We start from the raw sequence: 18,779 nt of genomic DNA on the forward strand, positions 1-18,779 counted from the left end.
TTACCGTCGTAGTACCAGCCAGCCAAAGGCCGCCAGCGAGAGCATGGAATAGATCATCCCCGGCGCCGCCGCCGTCAGCCAGGGCTGCCAGTTCTGCAGGTTGCCGATGTAGCCGAACACGTTGTTCAGCAGGAAGAAGCTGATGCCGGCCATGACGCCGCCAAACACATAGGTGGTGATGCCGCCAGCGCGAAAGTGCAGGTAGGCGAACGGCAGGGCCAGCACCACCATCACCAGGCAGCTCAAGGGATAGAACACCTTGCGCCAGAACTCGATCTCGTAGCGCTGGGCCGACTGGCCGTTGGTGTTCAGGTGGCGTATGTACTGGAACAGGTCCAGCGTACCCATGCGGTCGGGTTTGAGCAGGGCGGTGGACACCATCTCGGCGGTGATCTCGGTCGGCCAACGGAAGCTGGGCAGCTTGGAGCGCTCGACGCTGGCGCTGTCGGCCGCCTGGGTGTGGAAGTCGCTGCGCTCCACCGTGGTCATGGCCCAGGCGCCGCCGCTGGCAAATTCGGCCTTCTCGGCGTGCATCAGCGACACCAGCAGGCCGTTGTTGTCAAACTCAAAAATCCGTATGCCCTGCATGCGGCCATCGGAGGTGAGGGCGCTGACGTTGGCGGCAAACGAGCGGTTGTTTTGCTTTTCCTTCAGCCAGGCACCGGTTTGCCCGATGGTGATATTGCCCTGGTAGCGGGCCTTGATCAGCTGGGCTGTGCGGTCGGTCAGTGGCGCCAGGTAGTCGCCGATGCTGAAGGTGGCCACCACAAACACCGCGCCCAGCGTGAGCAAGGTGTGCAGCGCCCGCCAAGGGCCGAGGCCGCTGGTGCGCAGAATGGTGAACTCCGAGCTTTGCGCCAGCCGGGCCATCACGAAGATGGTGCCAATCAGCACGGTGATGGGCAGCAGCTCGTACAGATGGCTGGGCACCATCAGCCCGACCACCATCAGCGCATGCGTCAGCTGGTAGCCGTTTTCGCCGGTCTTGCCGACCCAGCGTAGCTCGTCCACAAAGTCGAAGAAGAAAAACAGCGCCAGAAAGCCTAGCGTGACAAACGCGACGGCGGCCAGGATTTCTTTGTACAGCAGTTGGCGTATGGTTCTCATGCTTGGGTGTCCTGCGCGGTGGGCTTGGGCAGCAGGTTGCGCCAGGACCAGTGGTTGTGGCGCGCCAACAGCCAGCCCATGGCCAGCAGGAACACCCCGCCGTGCAGGCCCAGCAGGAAACCGCCAAACGGCACGGAGCCATTGGCGATCCAGCTTTGCCCCAGGTTCAGCAGGTTGAAATAGACCACGAAGGCGAACAGCGCAAACAGGATGTTGCCGCTGCGCCCCGAGCGCGGGTTACCGCCCGACACCGCCAGCGCAATCACCACAAAGTTGAGTGCCGCCAGCGCCAGGCTCAGGCGCCAGGCCAGCTCGCCCTGGTTGATGGGGCTGGGGTCGCGCACCAGATCCAGGCTGGACCGGGCCCGCGAGGGCGTGGTGTCGGTGCTGTCCAGTACGTTGGAGCTGACGCGGGTGCCGTACTCTTGGAACTGGCTGATCTTCAGGTCGGGCTGGCCGATGGTGGACTCCAGCCGCTGGCCGTTGTTCAAAATCAAAAAGCGCTGGTTGCCCACATCGTCGATCTTGGCGCTGCGGGCCGATGTCACGGTCTCGCGGCCATGGTCGACCGAGGAGATGAACACGTTGTTGCCGCTGCGCTTGTCCGGCGAATCCTTGTCGATAAAAAACACCCGGTTGCCGTTGGCCGACTCCTGGAACTGGCCGGGCGCAATGCGCTCCAGATCGCCACGCTGTTCGTAGCGGTCTTTCATGCCCTGGATCTGCTGGTTGGCCCAGGGCCATACCACCAACGCAAACGCCGCTACCGCCAGCAGAATCGGCCAGGCAAAGCGCAGCAGCGGCCGCAGCAGGCCCGTCAGCCCGTAGCCGCTGGCGAACCAGATCACCATTTCGCTGTCGCTGTACATGCGCGACAAGGTGCTCACCGTGGCGACAAACAGGCTGAGGGTCAGGATGGTGGGCAAGTAGCCGAGGACGGTATAGCCCAGCACCATCATTACCTCGGACGGATTGACCGAGCCTTTGGCGGCCTGGCCCAGGGTGCGGATCAGCATCATGGTCATCACGATGGTGATCAGCGCCACCAGCGTGGCGCCGAAGCCGCGCGCCAGCTCTTTGCGAATAGAAGAATGGAATAACATTGTTGCTTACACACACAAGGCCGCAGCAGTGGGCCGAACTTAAACACGACTTGCGCAGCGCCCGCATGCAGGGCCTTTGGCTCTGCATGCGATAGCGGTGCAAGTCTTACAAGAATTGAATTATGAACTTTGAACTGAAGTCTCTGGACCTGGCGGGCTGTGCCACTGAGAAGTGTGATGCCTTGATTGTGTTGGTGTCCGAGGCTTTTACGCCGGGCAAAGATGCATTGTCTCAGCTGATTGTCCAGGCCCGCAAAAGCGGTGACCTGGAAACCAAGCCCGGCAAGCTGCTGCAAATGTACCGCGCTACCGCCGCCGCGGCCACGCGGCTGGTGCTGGTGGGTGCCGGCGACGGTTCGGCGCGCCAGGTACGCCAGGCGGTGGCCGCCGCAGTCGCCGTCGTCAAAGCCCCGACTGTGCATAAATTGCTGATCAGTTTTGCCGGTGCCGCTGCGCAAAAAGCCGTGCGCACCGTGGTCCAGACGGTCGCCGAAGGCACCTATGTCTACACCACCACCAAATCCAAGCCAGAAGGCCGCAAGCTGGCCCAGGTCTGGCTGTGCGCGCCCGATGCAGCCGCCGCCAAGGCGGAGCTGGCCCTGGGGACCGCCACGGTCGCCGGTGTGGAGCTGGCCAAGGAATGGGCGAACCGCCCGGCCAACCACGCCACGCCCACCATGCTGGGCACCGCAGCCAAAGCACTCGCGCGTTTCCCCAAGCTGGCCTGCGAAGTGCTGGGCCCGAAGGAAGTTGCGCAGCTGGGCATGGGCTCGTTCATGTCGGTAGCGCAGGGCTCCAAGGAGCCGCTGCGCTTCATCGTGCTGCGCTACAACGGTGCCGCCAAAACCATGGCGCCCACCGTGCTGGTCGGCAAGGGCATTACCTTTGACACCGGGGGCATCTCCATCAAGCCCTCGGCCGAAATGGACGAGATGAAGTTCGACATGTGCGGCGCCGCCAGCGTGCTCGGCGTGTTCCGTGCGCTGGCCGACCTGAAGCCCGCCATCAATGTGGTCGGCCTGATCCCGGCCTGCGAAAACATGCCCGATGGCGGCGCGGTGAAGCCGGGCGATGTGGTCACCAGCATGAGCGGCCAGACGATTGAAAACCTCAACACCGATGCCGAAGGCCGGCTGGTGCTGTGCGATGCTCTGACCTACGCCGAGCGCTTCAAGCCGCGCGCCATCATCGACATCGCCACCCTGACCGGTGCCTGCGTGGTTGCGCTGGGCGGCGTGCGCAGCGGGATGTTCTCCGCGGACGACGCGTTGGCTGCAGCCCTGCAGGCCGCGGGCGAATCGGCTCTCGACCCCTGCTGGCGCCTGCCGCTGGACGACGAGTATGGCGAAGGCCTGAAGTCCAACTTTGCCGACATGGCCAACGTGGCGGGCCGTGCGGGTGGTGCCATCACCGCTGCCAAGTTCTTGCAGCGTTTCACCGCCAAAATGCCTTGGGCGCATCTGGACATTGCCGGCACGGCCTGGAAGAGCGGGGCGGCTAAGGGCGCAACCGGCCGGCCCGTCGGCCTGTTGCTCGACTATGTGCTTGCACAGGCTGCAGCGCCCTTAGTACCTGCGCAGGCAGCTACTAAAACGGTAGCAAAGCGCAAGCCGGCAGCGCCGCGCAAGACCGTGGCCAAGTAAGCCCGACTGCGCTGCATGACCGAAGTTGCCTTCCATTTCAATGCGCTGGACAAGATCAGCTACGCCTGCCGCTTGCTGCGCAAAGCCAGCCGGCAGGGCGCTCGGGTGGTGGTCACCGGGTCGGCCGATATGTTGCAGCAGCTGGATGCCGCGCTGTGGTCCTTCTCGGCCGCCGACTTTGTAGCCCACAGCCTGGCCACCGACGATGCTACGGTGCTGGCTGCTTCGCCCGTGCTGTTGCTGGAGTCGGTGCTGGAAGCGCCGCACCAGCAGGTTCTGTTGCAACTGGGCGATGCGGTGCCAGCAGGCTTTGAGCGTTTCGAGCGGCTGATCGAGGTGGTGACGCTGGACGAAGACGACCGCGCGCTGGCCCGCCAGCGCTGGAAGCATTACGCCAGCCGGGGCTACGCGGTGCAGCGCAAGGATCTTGAATTGAAGGAGCCCAGCTGATGTCGAATCCGCCCCGCCAGCCGCCGCGCTATGTGCCCACACTCACCGAAGTGGTGCAGTCCAATGTGGTGCCTGTCACCTCGGCGACGGCTCCGCTCGCCCTGGCCCAGGAGGCCCTGGAAGACCAAATCATCCACCGCGTGATGCAGCGCGTGGACCTGTCGCTGGAGCGGCGTTTGCGCGAGGCGGTGGCCGCCATGGTGCTGCAGCAGACGCAATCCATGGTGCCGCGCTTGCGCGAGGAAATTGAGTTCGTGGTGCGCCAATCGGTGTCCGATGCGGTGGCCGATGAGCTGGCGACACGCCAGACACCTTAGCCAAAAAGCCTGCATAAGTTGAATTAATGCTGCATCAGTTCAAGCCTCGGCATCTTCCCTATGTTTCAGGCCCAAAAATTGCGCTATCGTGCCGCTCGTGAAGTTATTTGATTCACAGAGTTATTTGTTCTCTAGTTTGTCCACTATCGGAGTTTTTATGCAAATGAAGTTGAAACTGACTGTCGCTGCCGCCGTTGCAGCTGTTGCTGGCATGGCTGCAGCCCAGGACGTGCAGGTCGTCAAGATCGGCCACGTCGCCCCCATGTCTGGTGGCCAAGCCCACTACGGTAAAGACAACGAAAATGGCGCCCGCATGGCCGTTGAGGACTTGAATACCCAGAACATCGTCATCGGTGGCAAAAAGATCAAGTTCGAACTGGTGGCAGAAGACGACGCAGCGGATCCAAAGCAAGGCACGGCTGCTGCACAAAAACTGTGCGATGCCAAGGTCAACGGCGTTGTGGGCCATTTGAACTCCGGCACCACCATCCCCGCATCCAAGGTCTATAACGACTGCGGTATCCCCCACATCACCGGCGCGGCAACCAACCCCAACCTGACCAAGCCCGGCTACAAGACCACCTACCGCATCATCGCCAACGACAACTCCTTGGGTGCCGGACTGGCCTTCTACGCCATCGACGCGCTGAAGCTGAAGAAAGTCGCCATCATCGACGACCGTACCGCTTACGGCCAAGGCGTGGCTGAAGTGTTCAAGAAGACGGCCTTGGCCAAGGGCATGGCGGTTGTTGACGAACAGTTCACCACCGACAAAGCCACCGACTTCATGGCCATCCTGACCTCCATCAAGTCCAAAGCACCTGACGCCATTTTCTTCGGCGGTATGGACCCCCAAGCTGGCCCCATGCTGCGCCAGATGGAACAACTGGGCATGACCAACGTCAAGTACTTCGGTGGTGACGGCCTGTGCACCAACGAAGTGGCCAAGCTGGCTGCTGGCGCCAAGACCCTGGACAACGTGGTGTGTGCCGAAGGCGGCGCATCCCTGGCCAAGATGCCTGGCGGCGAAGCCTGGAAGAAGCGTTACGACGCCAAGTTCCCTGGCCAGTTCCAGATCTACAGCCCTTACACCTACGACGCCACCATGGTGTTGGTTGACGCCATGAAGCGTGCCAACTCCACCGATCCCAAGGTTTACACCCCAGAGATCATCAAGACCAACTACAAGGGCGTGACCACCACCATCGGCTTCGAAGCCAATGGCGAACTGAAGAACCCAGCGATCACCCTGTCTGTCTACAAAGACGGCAAGAAGACCGCGCTGAACTAATCGGTTCCAGCACCCACAAAAAAGCCACCGCGAGGTGGCTTTTTTTATGTCTGAATGGCATGCCAAGGCGCTACATATTGGATAGCTGCTGCCGCAAGCTTTATAAGCGCTAGAGGTCTAAAAAGCATATATCGTGCAGAGAAACACCCCTTCCAGAGAGATACCGTGGATCTGGCTTTGCCAGTCCACAGGTATCGCCCGCTGCAAGGGGGGACGCAGCCTAGGGGGTGAGCCAGGTTATGCGCGTGCGTCGCCCCAACGCAGCTGGGCGGTTTCATCGCCGCGGTACAGGGTTTCGCCGGCGCGGTCCACGCAGTAGTTGGGCGACACGATCATCTCGTTGAAATGCATGTCGGCCGCAATGCGGGTGTATTCAAACAAGATGCTGCGCGTCACCTTGGCGCCTGAGCGAATATGGCTGCCGTGGCCAATCCAGCAGGGGCCGATGATGGTCGCACCGGGTTCAATCTTGACGCTGGAGCCGATGTACACCGGCCCCTGGATGTTGCACTGGTCCCAGGCCACCGAGGTGTTGAGCCCGACCCAGATGCCTGGCTTGACTTCGCGGCCCGGAATATTCATCTGCGCCACTTCGCCGCGCAGTACGCGCTGCAGCACCGCCCAGTAGTCGCTTACGCGGCCAATGTCGATCCAGTTGAAGAAGCGTTTCTGCGCATAGAACGGCAGCTTTTCGGCCACCAGCTGCGGAAACAGTTCGGAGCCAATGTCGTAAATCTTGCCGGCCGGGATCATCTCTATCACCTCGGGCTCGAAGATGTAGATACCCGTGCTGGCTAGCGTGGATTGCGCCTCTTCGGGCGAGGGCTTCTCCTGGAAGGACTGGATTTGCCCTTCGGCATTGGCCACCACGATGCCGTAGTTGGAGACTTCCGAACGCGGCACATCCAGCGTCACCACGCTGGCAATCGCACCCTTGGCCTTGTGCTCGTGCAGCGCCGCGCCAATGTCCAGGTCGATCAGTGCATCGCCGCACAGCACCAGGGTAGGCTCGTCAAAGAAACCGCTGAAGTCCTGGATGCGCCGCATGCCACCGGCCGAACCAAACGGCTTGGGGATCACGTCGCCATGTTCGCGCACACCTTCGTAGGCGTAACCAATTTGCACACCCCAGCGGTGACCATCGCCGAAGTACTGTTCAATCTTGTAGTGGTTGTAGGCCACATTCACCATGATCTCTTTGATGCCGTAGTTGGCCAAATGCTCGATTAGGTACTCCATCACCGGCTTGCCCAAGATGGGCACCATTGGTTTAGGCATGTTCTTGGTCAGGGGGCGAACGCGCGTCCCTTGGCCGGCTGCCAAAATCATTCCCTTAGCCATTGATCTATTCCTTCAATTTATAAACGTTACCGGTTTTGCTAGGCAATCATGCCTTAGCGTACAGGGTCAAACCCTCGATTTTGATGAATGTTCTCCCCCAAATGCAGTAGGAGAACATGCCGTTCAGCGCCCGATTGCCAGGTATTCGATGCCCATCGCGCGAACCAGTTTGGGGTCGTACATATTGCGGCCATCAAAAATCAAGGGGTGCTTCAGCTTGGCTTTGAGCGAGTTGAAGTCGGGGCTGCGGAACTCCTTCCATTCGGTCACGATCACCAAGGCATCGGCGTTATCCAGTGCAGCGCTTTGGCTGTCGGCATAGGTAATGCGGGGCTCATTGGGGAAGCAGTGCTTGGCCTCTGCAATTGCAACCGGGTCATAAGCCGTAACGGTGGCACCCGCATCTAGCAGGTCTTTGATGACCTCGCGGCTGGTGGCTTCGCGCATGTCATCGGTATTGGCCTTGAACGCCAAGCCCCACAACGCGAAGTGCTTGCCAGCCAGGTCGCCACCAAAGCGTGCCTTCACCTTGGCACCCAGCACGTGTTTTTGCGCATCGTTGGCGGCCTCTACGGCATTCAGTACCTTCATGTCGATGCCTGCGTCTGTGGCCGCGGTCTTGATCAGCGCCTTCACGTCCTTGGGGAAGCACGATCCACCGTAGCCCGCGCCAGCGTACAAGAAGTCGTAGCCAATACGGGGGTCGCTGCCAATACCCTTGCGTACCTGTTCAATATCGGCGCCCAGCTTCTCGGCCAGATTGGCCAGTTCGTTCATGAAGCTGATGCGGGTTGCCAGCATGGCATTGGCCGCGTACTTGGTCAGCTCGGCGCTGCGCACGTCCATCACGATCAGGCGGTCGTGGTTGCGCTGGAAGGGGGCGTACAGGGCACGCATGTTCAGCGCCGCCTGTTCGTCGTCGCAGCCCACCACAATCCGGTCGGGCTTCATGAAGTCGTCGATGGCAGCGCCTTCCTTCAAAAACTCGGGGTTGGACACCACGCTGAAAGGCGTGTCCACGCCGCGCTTCTTCAGCTCTTCGGCCACCGCCGCCTTCACTGCATCTGCCGTGCCCACCGGCACCGTGCTTTTATCGACGATGACCTTGTAGTCGGTCATGTACTTACCGATGTTGCGTGCAGCGGCGGTGACGTACTTCATGTCGGCCGAACCATCTTCATCTGGCGGCGTACCCACTGCAATGAACTGCACCGTGCCAAAGTGCGCGGCTTTTTCCACATCGGTGGTGAAGTGCAAGCGCCCGGCGGCTACGTTGCGGCGCACCATTTCTTGCAGGCCAGGTTCAAAGATGGGGATGCCACCGTCTTCCAGAATTTTGATTTTGGCTGGGTCTAGGTCCAGGCATAGCACGTCGTTGCCGACTTCTGCTAGGCAAGTGCCTGATACGAGGCCAACATAACCGGTTCCGATCACTGTAATTTTCACAAATATCCCTTCTTAAAATCGAAAAAAATGTTTAGCCCGTCAGGACTTGGATGAAGTTTTTACGCAATTGAATTTTTTGAATTTTTGGTGCCACCAATTTTGTGACGATGAAAATCTGAATGAATGCAAGCAATAGAGCGATTCCATAAACAAAAATATATTTTATATAAAAAGGAAGTTGTATTATTTCTATGAATGGTATGTGCCATAAATAAATCCAAATGCTATTTTTAGCAATGAAAGACATGATGTCAGAAGCGCCAAGCTTTTCAATCCAATTTAAAAAATATCCAGACGTTAACCATAAAACCAGGGAGATACCAATTGCGTAAGAGAGGTAATATAGTGTCGGAGGATATTTGAATTGCTGTGTTTGAATTGCTTTTCCTTGTGAAAAATAATTAAATGTTGCAAGAGTGGAAAAAATTAACAAAAATATAACCGATAATTTTATTATTGTTTTTTTTGGTAATGATTGAATTTTTAAGCCAAAGGCAAAAATCACTCCGAATGGAATTAAATAAAGGAAGGTGTTTTCAAAAAATTGTCCTTCTATCGTTGATAAGTATGGGGTGGCTATACGATAAATAATTTCATATGCAATATACGTGAGTGCTAAAAATGCATAGAAAACCCATTGGCGTTTAAATTTAAGGTTTGCTTTCATTAAGAAAGGTGCTATCAATGCAACTAGTAAAAATACTCGAATTATCCAAACATAGCCAATTCCATAAATTAATAAATAGCTGGATTCTATGGTTTGAATGTCGGGTAGTTTGGTTGGGTATCCTGTGCAGTACATTGTTAAAAATAAAAATGTAAGAAATATCCAAACCGGTAAAACTAGGCGTTTAAATCGCTTCCAAAAGTATGCTGAGTAGTTTTCTTTGTTATTACTTTCAGTTTTAAATGACAAGGAAAAAGACATACCGGAAACCAGTACCATCAATGGAACATCGAAATTTCTGAGTTGAAATAAATAGGAAGGTGTTCCTACATGTGCCAATATAATCATTGACAAGCCAATGAACCTTAAAAAATCTATTCTTTGATCTCGAATCATGTGCATGGACAGGGTAGTCTTTGAAATTTTGTAGGTAGTAAAAAAGCTGAAAAAAATCTCGATTTTTTAACTACTTTATATATTAATATTGGGAAAATAACTCCTATTAAAAATCCAAAGATAAAACCTAGAAATGGATGGTTTGGGTAAATTTTTAGAATTTTAAATGTAATTGTTGCTTGGATGGGGAAGTGAAAAATGTAGATGAAAATACTTGCTTCGCCGAGGTGTAAAAAAATAACTCTTAAAAATTTAATTTTAACGAGCATGGTGGCTGTACATACCATCAAGTAGATTCCACATATTGCTTGCATTGTGGCTGCTGTAGGGTTTTTAATTATTCGTTCATTTAAGTCAAGCGAGGGGCTGGTGAGCCAATAAATTGTCAAAAACAAAAATAATGCAATAGATATTTTGCCCAGGGAATTTTGATGGTTGATTATTTTTTGTGAAAGAAAATATCCTGAAAGAATGCAGCAAGTGGTGATGGGCAGCAGATCAATACTAAAAGGCCAGCCGAGTAATATGGATACGTGACCTTCCCGTAAGCTTATCTCGCCGATTGCCATTGTTGAAATATATTGATTTACTTGAAGGCCAATGATGAGCGAAAAGAAGCACCATGCCGGCCATAAAATTTGTGTATTAGATTTTAATATTAATTTTTTAATTAATAGAAAAGCAGTAACACTTGAGATGAATAGTGATGGAAGAAACCACATCCAGTCTAGAGTGAGACTTTGCCCTTCAGCATAAAGTATTCCAAGCCAACCTTGTATTGTTAAAGGATTTGAACTAAATAGGTACACAAGGCCTATGGAAAAACTTATAAAAAAGTATGGTTTTAAAATGGCGCTTGCTTTGTTTAATATAAAAAAACGTAAGTTTTCTTTTTCTTTTATGAAAATCCCAGATATTACGAAAAATAAAGGCATGTGAAAAGAATATATTAATCGAAATATTGCGCCTTTTTCTTGCAAGGTAACCCAATTGTGTCCGAGAACCACTAATGCAATACCGATTCCTTTGAGGACATCAACTTGATTGCTTCGCTGCATTTTATTCAATCTAGCAAAGCTCTTCTAATCGGCTCTATCCATGCTGATTTTGAAGGGTCGTATACTCCAAATAGCCAGCCAAACTCCCAGTAAGTCCATCCAATTCCATTTTTTTCTGAAATATTGCGCATGATTCTTGTGTAATCTTCGCGTGATTCCATTGCTGCCGCTTGATGGCTTCCGAATTCACCTAGATGTAAAGGGTAGCCGTTTGTTTTGCTCCACTTTACTGCAGTTTCAATGCTAGCTTCCATCATTCTAATTTGCTTTTCATCGCAGCATCGAGCGCCTTTGGGAAATTGCGGCATGTAGGATATCCCTTGGTGCGTGAAATTGAAGGGGTCGTAGGTATGTATGGCAACGATAATATTTTTATCGTCTGGCAGTTTCAGTTTTTCTAAATCCTTTGGGTGGTTCCAGTATGTCGGCCCGATCATCACGGTGCGCTTTCTATCTACTTGGCGAATCACAGCCAATGCTTTGGATGCAAGCATGTTCCATGCCTCGGCAGTTAGCGTGCCGTGGGGCTCGTTGAGCAATTCAAACACCAGTCTAGGAGAGCGGTCTTTGTATCGATTGGCCAGCTGCTGCCATATGTTTATAAATCGCTGCTCTATTACGCTGGGGTCTACCGCAAATTCATTTGGTTGCAACTTGTCGCCAAACAATTGGCTGTAGTGGTGCTGGTTCACTATGACATAAGCGTCGGCGCCCAGGGCTTGGTCAATAGCTTTGTCTACCCGTTTTGCAAAAAACTCGTCTATGGTGGCATCGACAGTAGCGGCTGCATGGTTAGTCCAGCGCACTGGTATCCGCAGCGTTTTGAATTTCTCTGTGGCAATGGGTATGAAAGCCGGGTCCAGGCGGATGCCCCAGTCTCCTTCGCGTGGGGCTTCTAACATGTTTCCCATGTTGATGCCGCGGCCCAGCGCATTCGCTATTTCACATGTCTCCGTGCTAACGGCGTGGCAGCTTTGTTTTCCGGTAAGTGGTCCGTTATTTGCTGCGCTTATCTGCGCGCCTGCGAATCCAAATGTAAAAATAAGAAACAGTGCTAAGAATTTATGAATGTTCATCGGTTTTTCACTAAATTGTCTGCAAATTGCACGTGCTTATATCGGTCTGAGTATGAAATCTGATGTGCATGGTGTTCGTTGTATCATCAGATTATGCTGCACCGCAACAAGTATCAAAATTCACAGATCAAAACAGTGGTGGGTGTGCTCTCGTCAGCCAACCCATCTAATCCTTTTATGACATCTTTTCATGCATTGGTTGTGGCATTCAATGGCGCTACCCCCGTCTGGCGGGGCGGAGTCCTGTGAGTGGGCTGGCCAAAGTAGGTGTACGTGCCGTCAAATGGAGTGCTGTTTCCACAGTAGCGCGCTTTGTGCTGCAGCTGGGTGCCCAGGTGGTTTTGGCCCGTATTTTGGGCCCCGAAAACTACGGTATTTTCGGTATCGGGATGGTGGTTTTGACGCTTTCCAACTTTCTGGCGAACTTTGGCTTTGGTTGGAACCTGCTGCACAAGCAAGACCTCACGGATGAAGACATCCGTTTTGCATTCACTTGGCAGGTCGTGGCTGGCGCTACCGCCATGGTGGTGCTGTTTTTGCTTGCGCCTACTCTATCTATGTACTTTAAGGAACCCCGGGTGCTGCCAGTCATCCAGTGGCTTTCTCTGGCGTGCTTGCTAAGTGCGGCTACGTCCCCGGCAAGCAACCTGCTGCAACGTGATCTCAATTTCAAGGCGGTGGGGATGGTCCAGGTGGGGAGCTACGCCTGCGGCTATGTACTCGTGGGGATTCCTATGGCCCTGGCGGGAATGGGGGTGAACGCTTTGGTGGCAGCATGGCTTGTGCAAGTCGGCACAGCGTTTGTCGCAATGTATGTGTTGCGCCCGCATCCGGTTCGCCCTCTGTTTCATTTCAGCGGTAGCGGTAAAGCAATGGGGACGAGTGGCCAGGTCTTTGCGACCAATATCGTGAATTGGTGTCTCAACAATGCAGACCGCGTAATTATTGGCCGTATGCTTAATGTGCACGCGGTTGGTCTCTATACCGCAGGCTACAACTTGGCAATCATGCCCAACACATTGTTGTTAGGCGCACTGCAGCCGGCTTTCATGTCTGCTGCTTCGCGCATGCAAGCAGACCCGCAGCGTCTGGGACGCGCATACCTGCAAATGGTCGCAACGGTATGGGTCTTGGCGCTACCGATGTTTGTGTTTTTGGCCACCATTTCAGCCGACTTGATTCAGTTCTTGTATGGAACCCAGTGGGCGGACACGGCCAAGGTGTTGGCTATTTTGTTTTTGGGTATGCCTGCTTATGTAGCATGGGGTTTGACGACCCCTGTGCTTTGGAACACCGGGCGCAAGCACCATGAAGCGATGTTGCAGTTGCCTGTGTTGCTGCTCGGGGTTGCTGCCTTGATATGGTGCATGCAATGGGGTGTGCAGTGGGCTGCTGCAGTTGCTTCCGTCATTTTGTTTCTGCGCATGTTCGCGGTGTGTATTTCCGCGTTTAAAGCATTAGAACTGCGATTTAGCAATTTGTTGCCACATATAGCCCGAGGAATGTTTTTGAGCCTACTCGTGCTGTTGGGCGTGGAGGCTGCCCACGTTAGCGTGGCTCGCTTTGGTATGCCTTTGGTAAATTTGCTGTGCAGTAGCTTGCTGGCCTTGTTACTGGCGTTCGTAGGTCTCTGGTGGCGCCCCGCATTGCTGGGGGAGCATGCATCCGCTATGGTTGTTCGCTTCGTCCCTCAACTCAGGCGCTACTTGGCGGTGGCTACAGATGCGACGGAGAAGTCGCATGTTTGAAATTTTGTTTTACGGCGCTGCAGGCTTGGGCGCGGTGGCAATACCCTTTGTGGCATATTTGGCTGTGGTGGGAGTAACCCAGATTACGCGCCAGCGTGAGGTTGGTTGGTTTCACTATTGTTTTTACGGTATTTTTCTTACAGTCGCGGCCCAAACTATTGCAAGTGGTCGGGATTTGTCAGTGGCAAATTGGCTTTCGGTCACGACTGATGGGCCCAAGATTGCAGCATGGGCCACTTGGGAGACGCGCGTTGTTTCTGTGCTGCTACTGTTAGCAGCAGCTGAGCGCGTGGCTACGGCTGTGTTTAATGCGAAGGCTACTGCCAAGATGACAGTATTGCTTCCCATCTTTGTTATGTACTGGATGGGGGTAGTTGCGTCGCCAGCACTATTGGGGCGCTATCCTAGAGTAAGCCACGAATATCTATATCCTTTGCTTTTTGCTTGTGCTGGTTTGTTGGCTACCAAGACTGAAAGCATACTTGCGGTCCAGGTTGCACGTAATGCGTTGCTGTTGTTTATTGCGGCGGGCGTGTTAGCTATTCCCATTAATACTGGCTTGGTTCTAGAAACCGGGTACGCGCAAGGCTACCTTCCCGGAGTGCCACGGATGGCAGGGTTGGCCCCCCATGCCTTGCAACTCGGATTTATTGCGCAAGTGGCCATGTTTTGTTTGTGGGACAAACCTTTTAAGCATAGTTTACTTAATAAGCTTGCTTGGGTGCTATGTCTTGGCGTGCTATTCGTGGCTCAGTCAAAAACCGCATGGGTATCATTTGCCGTTAGCGCTATGGTAATGTTGCTTTTGAGGCAGGGAGCAATAGTGCGAAAAAAGCTATTTGATTCAGAACGTCCAGCTATTGGAATTATATTGGTATTAGCTGCTATGGCAGGTGTTCTTTTAGTTGCGTACACCATGGTTTTTGGAGAGCTGGGTAGCAAAATTATTAGATTTTTCGATACTGATGATGGGGCCAAGCTCCTGACACTAAATGGTCGAGAAGAAATATGGGCGATCGCTTTGTCGGAGTGGCGAAATAGCCCCATATTTGGATATGGACCTACGCTTTTCTCGCTGGAGTTTCGACAAAGCATTGGTTTACTGAATGCTACCCACGCGCACAATCAGTTTGTAGATGATTTGAGCCGGGCGGGCCTCGTTGGGGCAACGGCACTCGTTATATATGTTTTGATTTTGTTAGTGCTGTGTTTACGTACCGCAAAAGTAACTGGAGGCCTAAGTGTTGCCCTGTTATTGGTGATTGTCTTACGTGGTGTTAGTGAAGTGCCATTCGCCCTTTATAGCTATGGCTTGGAATTTGCGGTACACCTTTTGTTATTGATTGTTTTGGTGGGTGCTTTTCGTATTAACAAGAAAGATCGGACGATAACTACTCCACACGATAGCGCACTGGCAGCCGTCGGTTGATAAAAATCATGAAATTTAGCGTTCTCATACCTTTATATAACAAGCAGGCTTGCGTTGGCTTGACATTGCAGTCTGTGCTTGCACAAACCTTTACTGACTTTGAAATTTTGGTGGTTGATGATGGCTCTACGGATGATGGTTCAAAAGTTGTTGAATTCATAGCTCGCAATGACGGACGCATCCGACTTATTCAGCAAAAGAATGCAGGAGTTTCTGCTGCACGCAACCTTGGTATTTCAGAAGCCAAAGGAGAATGGATTGCCTTTTTGGATGCAGATGATTGGTGGCATCCAAATCATTTGAGAATTCTTGAGAGGGCGATTAATTCGTATTCGACTGCTGACATGGTTTCAACGGCATTAAGACGGGTGCCTGATGCTTCTGTTTGGTCGCCGTTGCCTTGGCCAGAAATTAACGAAAATGCAACGATTGAATTAATTGAAGATCTTCCAATGCGTTGGGCGCTTGGAATACCATTTTTCACATCTTCTGTGGCCGTACGACGTTCACTCCTTGCAAATATGCAACCATGTTTTCCTGTGGGCGAAAACCAGGGTGAGGATTTAGATCTTTGGTTCCGGATTGGTGAACGTACAACTATCGCTCATACCCCCGTTGCTTTGGTTGCGTATCGAACGGACATTGCAGGTAGTCTCACAAGCCAGCATGCGGTGCGTGTTCTGGCCCCATTTTTGCTGCGCATGCAGCGGCGCGCGCTATCTGGCGAAATGCCACACATCCAACGTAGAAGCGCTCTTAAATTAGTCGTTCACCAAAAAATAACGCTTGCTAGGGAGGCTCTGATTTCAGGTAGTAGATTTGAAGGGGTTCGGCGGCTATGGGAGGCACGGCAGGCTTGGGCAACTCCGCGCTGGTGCTTGACAGTTTTTATGGCACTGGTAATGCCATCTTTCATTATTAGACGATGGGATCATTGGCGAAATTTTCGCACTGAAGCCAAATAATCTTGCGGACAAAGTATTACATATGCCTTTTTTTGAAGACTTACGCGTAGCCCGAGAGGGGGTTCTTTCACTCGGATTTTGGGGGTTACAGGTATACCGATTCGGGCATCTTCGTTATCGTTTTAATAGCAAGATAATTCGTTTTCCTTTGGGTGCCATCCATGTTTTGCTCTCCAAATTGGCGGAAATAGTGTGTGGAGTAACAATTGGTGTTTCTGCAAAGATAGGAAAACGATTAATCATTGAGCATTCAGGAGCTATTGTGATTCATGGTAATGCTGTAATCGGTGATGACTGCATCATTCGCCAAGGCGTGACTATTGGAAATCGTAATTTAGATCGTCCATTGGAAGCTCCAAATATCGGAAATAGAGTCAATATAGGAGCGGGTGCCAAGGTGCTCGGTGGTGTGCACATTGGGGATGATGTTGAAATTGGTGCAAACGCCGTTGTTATAAAAGATGTACCAGCAGGTGCAATCGCAGTTGGCGTTCCTGCACGAATTATTATCCGTAAATAAATATGACTAACATTGACTCGACTGTTAAACGCTGCAGAGTGAGCGTTATTATTAAGGCACTAAACGAAGAGAAGCGCATTGTTTCTGCTATTCAAACAGCCTTGGCTGCTGTAGATGAAGTAGGTGGAGAGGTAATTCTGGCGGACTCATGCTCTAGTGATCGAACTATTGAATTGGCATCCAAATTTCCAATAAAAATTTTCCAATTAGCTAACCCGCAAGAGCGGTGTTGTGGTGTCGGCCCACAATTGGGCTATCAACACTCCATTGGCGATTTTGTTTACATATTGGATGGAGACATGGAAATGTTGCCGGGTTTTTTACCTGCAGCACTAGCCTTTATGGACGAAAATCCGCAAGTGGCGGGAGTTGGTGGGCGTGTAGTAGAAATGAATACTACAAGCCTTGAGTATCTATCGCGTGTCGAGCGTGGTCTTGCACACATGCAAGCAGGTGAGGTCGACAGACTTGATATGGGAGGCCTCTATAGGCGATCTGCCGTTCAAGAAACAAAATATTTTTCTAATCGTAATTTGCATAGTTATGAAGAGTTTGATCTTGCAGTGCGACTACGTGCAAAAGGATGGGCGCTATGGCGAGTTAACATGGATGCCGTAAAGCATCATGGGCACGATGCCCCTCCTTATGACCTGCTAATTCGTCGGTGGAGAAGTCAATATATTTGTGGACTTGGGGAGCTACTGAGAGCCGCTTGGGGGCAGCCACACTTGCGTATTGCCTTACAAGGGGTGCGTGAATTGAGAATCTATGTATCTGTGCTAGTTTGGTGGTTTGCTTTACTGTTAATTTTTGGTGTGGCTATTAAGGAAATAACAGCACTCCTTTTACTGGGGCTATTGGCGCTTTTGCCTTTCAGCGTTATGGCTTGGCGCAAACGTAGTGTTTCCAAGGCGATATTCTCTGTTGTCTCATGGTGTTTTAATGCGGCGGGGTTGGTTCGTGGCTTACTTTCAGTACCCAAAGATACAACTATCCGCATTGCAAGTGTGAAAATATTATCCCCTAATAATCATTAAATTCGAATTATGTCTGTTCATTTTAATTTTCTGCGGCGAAAAATTGCATATCGCCTGCGTAGCTGGCTAAAGACTATTAAGTCATTAAAAAATACACCTAAAGATGCCAATGTGTTGCTAGTAACTTTCAGGCATGAGTTGCCTGAGACGCAGTTGTATGCCTTTCATTTTTATCGACACATCCTTGAGAAAAAACATGGAATAAAATTTGTTCAAATTTTTGTAGATAATTTGGTGCTTCCAAATGCAGATATTTTGCATGGAACAGACAAATTTCCTAATATTAAGCGCATTTTTTTTCAACCGGCGTTTGAAATGTCGTCAGAGTTGGTTGTACAGGCGCTTAAGAGATTGTCAAATACTTATCCAAATGCCAAGATAGCCTTTATGGATTGGTATGCTCCTTTGCATATTAGGCCTTCTGTTTATGTTGATCCGTATATTGATATTTACATTAAGAAGCAAACGTATGTTGATTTCTCGCAATATAGCGTTCCAACTTTAGGGGATACGAATCTAAGCAATTTTTATGCAATCCGACATAATTTGCCAGAGGCGGAGCAGGTTTTTGTTCCTCCGATAAATTTTGAGAAAAAAATCCAATTGGGAAATAATTTCGGATTATCTCCTCAAATGGTGGATTTATTTATGTCGAACCCTCCAAAAATTGATGGGAGGGATATTGATGTTCATGCCCGCATTGCCGTCAATGGTGTGCCTTGGTACAAAGCGATGCGACAAGAGGCGAAGGATGCAGTTGAAAATATTGCAAATAAAAGCATCACTATTGCGTCCGAGGGGAGAGTAAAACGACGGAAGTTTTTTGTCGAAATGCAGCGCAGTAAAATATGCTTTAGTCCATTTGGTTATGGGGAAATATGTTGGCGTGATTATGAGGCTTTTGCAACAGGAGCACTGTTGTTGAAACCTGATATGTCTCATTTGCGAGTGTTGCCAGATATATTTGTGCCATATGAAACGTATGTCCCATTGAAATGGGACTTGAGTGATTTTGATGAGAAGGTGCAGCATTATTTGCTAGATGCTGTTGCACGCGAGAAGATTGCTAATCAAGCTTTCTTGGCGATGCAACGCTGGATAAAAAGCGATGATTGTTCAAAAAAAATCTTGGATATGTGTAAATAATTCATATTTAATCTTAATTAATTAAAGCTTTTAATGGGG

The 18,779-nt window shown here is 51.6% G+C and carries 17 protein-coding genes; 10 read left to right on the plus strand and 7 right to left on the minus strand.

The window, feature by feature from the left end; translation table 11 throughout:
* Both lptG and lptF read right to left on the minus strand, forming a co-directional pair.
* Complete coding sequence (gene lptG / locus J2X19_RS07770) at positions 1-1,107, minus strand: LPS export ABC transporter permease LptG (protein WP_116608064.1); 1,107 nt, start codon at positions 1,105-1,107, stop codon at positions 1-3.
* A complete protein-coding gene (gene lptF, locus J2X19_RS07775; RefSeq protein ID WP_310372146.1) occupies positions 1,104-2,210 on the minus strand; it encodes an LPS export ABC transporter permease LptF in 1,107 nt (368 codons plus the stop codon). Before lptF ends, lptG begins: the two co-directional genes overlap by 4 nt.
* A 122-nt stretch (positions 2,211-2,332) precedes the next feature.
* Here lptF and J2X19_RS07780 point away from each other — a divergent pair, with 122 nt between their 5' ends.
* The 4 genes from J2X19_RS07780 (at position 2,333) to J2X19_RS07795 (ending at position 5,911) form a co-directional block, all read left to right on the plus strand.
* Positions 2,333-3,853 (plus strand): leucyl aminopeptidase, encoded by a 1,521-nt coding sequence (locus tag J2X19_RS07780; protein WP_310372148.1) that lies wholly within the window; start codon positions 2,333-2,335, stop codon positions 3,851-3,853.
* 15 nt (positions 3,854-3,868) lie between these two features.
* The gene (locus tag J2X19_RS07785) at positions 3,869-4,303 is read left to right on the plus strand and encodes a DNA polymerase III subunit chi (RefSeq protein WP_310372150.1); all 435 of its coding nucleotides are present in this window, start codon (positions 3,869-3,871) and stop codon (positions 4,301-4,303) included.
* The gene (locus J2X19_RS07790; protein ID WP_310372152.1) at positions 4,303-4,620 is read left to right on the plus strand and encodes a hypothetical protein; all 318 of its coding nucleotides are present in this window, start codon (positions 4,303-4,305) and stop codon (positions 4,618-4,620) included. Before J2X19_RS07785 ends, J2X19_RS07790 begins: the two co-directional genes overlap by 1 nt.
* Before the next feature lie 157 nt (positions 4,621-4,777).
* Positions 4,778-5,911 (plus strand): branched-chain amino acid ABC transporter substrate-binding protein, encoded by a 1,134-nt coding sequence (locus J2X19_RS07795; RefSeq protein WP_310372154.1) that lies wholly within the window; start codon positions 4,778-4,780, stop codon positions 5,909-5,911.
* A gap of 237 nt (positions 5,912-6,148) precedes the next feature.
* Here J2X19_RS07795 and J2X19_RS07800 read toward each other — a convergent pair whose 3' ends face one another.
* The 5 genes from J2X19_RS07800 to J2X19_RS07820 all read right to left on the minus strand — a co-directional run bounded on the left by J2X19_RS07800 (position 6,149) and on the right by J2X19_RS07820 (position 11,895).
* The gene (locus J2X19_RS07800) at positions 6,149-7,240 is read right to left on the minus strand and encodes a nucleotidyltransferase family protein (protein WP_310372156.1); all 1,092 of its coding nucleotides are present in this window, start codon (positions 7,238-7,240) and stop codon (positions 6,149-6,151) included.
* A gap of 135 nt (positions 7,241-7,375) precedes the next feature.
* Positions 7,376-8,698 (minus strand): UDP-glucose dehydrogenase family protein, encoded by a 1,323-nt coding sequence (locus tag J2X19_RS07805; protein ID WP_310372157.1) that lies wholly within the window; start codon positions 8,696-8,698, stop codon positions 7,376-7,378.
* Positions 8,699-8,729: 31 nt separating this feature from the next.
* Positions 8,730-9,767 carry an acyltransferase family protein gene (locus tag J2X19_RS07810; protein ID WP_310372159.1) on the minus strand — a complete coding sequence of 346 codons (1,038 nt, stop codon included), beginning with the start codon at positions 9,765-9,767 and terminating at the stop codon, positions 8,730-8,732.
* On the minus strand, positions 9,758-10,819 hold the full coding sequence (locus J2X19_RS07815) for an acyltransferase family protein (protein WP_310372162.1): 1,062 nt from the start codon (positions 10,817-10,819) through the stop codon (positions 9,758-9,760). The genes J2X19_RS07810 and J2X19_RS07815 overlap by 10 nt, the downstream gene beginning before the upstream one ends.
* A gap of 5 nt (positions 10,820-10,824) precedes the next feature.
* Entirely contained in the window at positions 10,825-11,895 is a 1,071-nt protein-coding gene (locus J2X19_RS07820) for a glycoside hydrolase family 5 protein (protein ID WP_310372164.1), read from the minus strand.
* 245 nt (positions 11,896-12,140) lie between these two features.
* On the opposite strand from J2X19_RS07820, the gene J2X19_RS07825 reads away from it, so the two are divergent.
* The 6 genes from J2X19_RS07825 to J2X19_RS07850 are packed head-to-tail and all read left to right on the plus strand — an operon-like array spanning position 12,141 to position 18,740.
* Positions 12,141-13,643, plus strand: coding sequence for a lipopolysaccharide biosynthesis protein (locus J2X19_RS07825; RefSeq protein WP_310372166.1), 1,503 nt, complete (start codon positions 12,141-12,143; stop codon positions 13,641-13,643).
* Positions 13,636-15,072, plus strand: coding sequence for an O-antigen ligase family protein (locus tag J2X19_RS07830; protein ID WP_310372168.1), 1,437 nt, complete (start codon positions 13,636-13,638; stop codon positions 15,070-15,072). The genes J2X19_RS07825 and J2X19_RS07830 overlap by 8 nt, the downstream gene beginning before the upstream one ends.
* 8 nt (positions 15,073-15,080) lie before the next feature.
* Positions 15,081-16,037, plus strand: coding sequence for a glycosyltransferase family 2 protein (locus J2X19_RS07835; protein ID WP_310372170.1), 957 nt, complete (start codon positions 15,081-15,083; stop codon positions 16,035-16,037).
* Between the two features lie 22 nt (positions 16,038-16,059).
* Positions 16,060-16,557 carry a serine O-acetyltransferase gene (locus J2X19_RS07840; RefSeq protein ID WP_310372172.1) on the plus strand — a complete coding sequence of 166 codons (498 nt, stop codon included), beginning with the start codon at positions 16,060-16,062 and terminating at the stop codon, positions 16,555-16,557.
* A gap of 2 nt (positions 16,558-16,559) precedes the next feature.
* Positions 16,560-17,594, plus strand: a complete 1,035-nt coding sequence (locus tag J2X19_RS07845; RefSeq protein ID WP_310372175.1) for a glycosyltransferase family 2 protein — start codon at positions 16,560-16,562, stop codon at positions 17,592-17,594.
* A 9-nt stretch (positions 17,595-17,603) separates the two neighbouring features.
* The gene (locus J2X19_RS07850) at positions 17,604-18,740 is read left to right on the plus strand and encodes a glycosyltransferase (protein ID WP_310372177.1); all 1,137 of its coding nucleotides are present in this window, start codon (positions 17,604-17,606) and stop codon (positions 18,738-18,740) included.
* The last annotated feature ends 39 nt before the right edge of the window (positions 18,741-18,779 follow it).

This window comes from Rhodoferax ferrireducens (assembly GCF_031458075.1).
Taxonomy (GTDB): Bacteria; Pseudomonadota; Gammaproteobacteria; order Burkholderiales; family Burkholderiaceae_C; genus Rhodoferax_B; species Rhodoferax_B ferrireducens_A.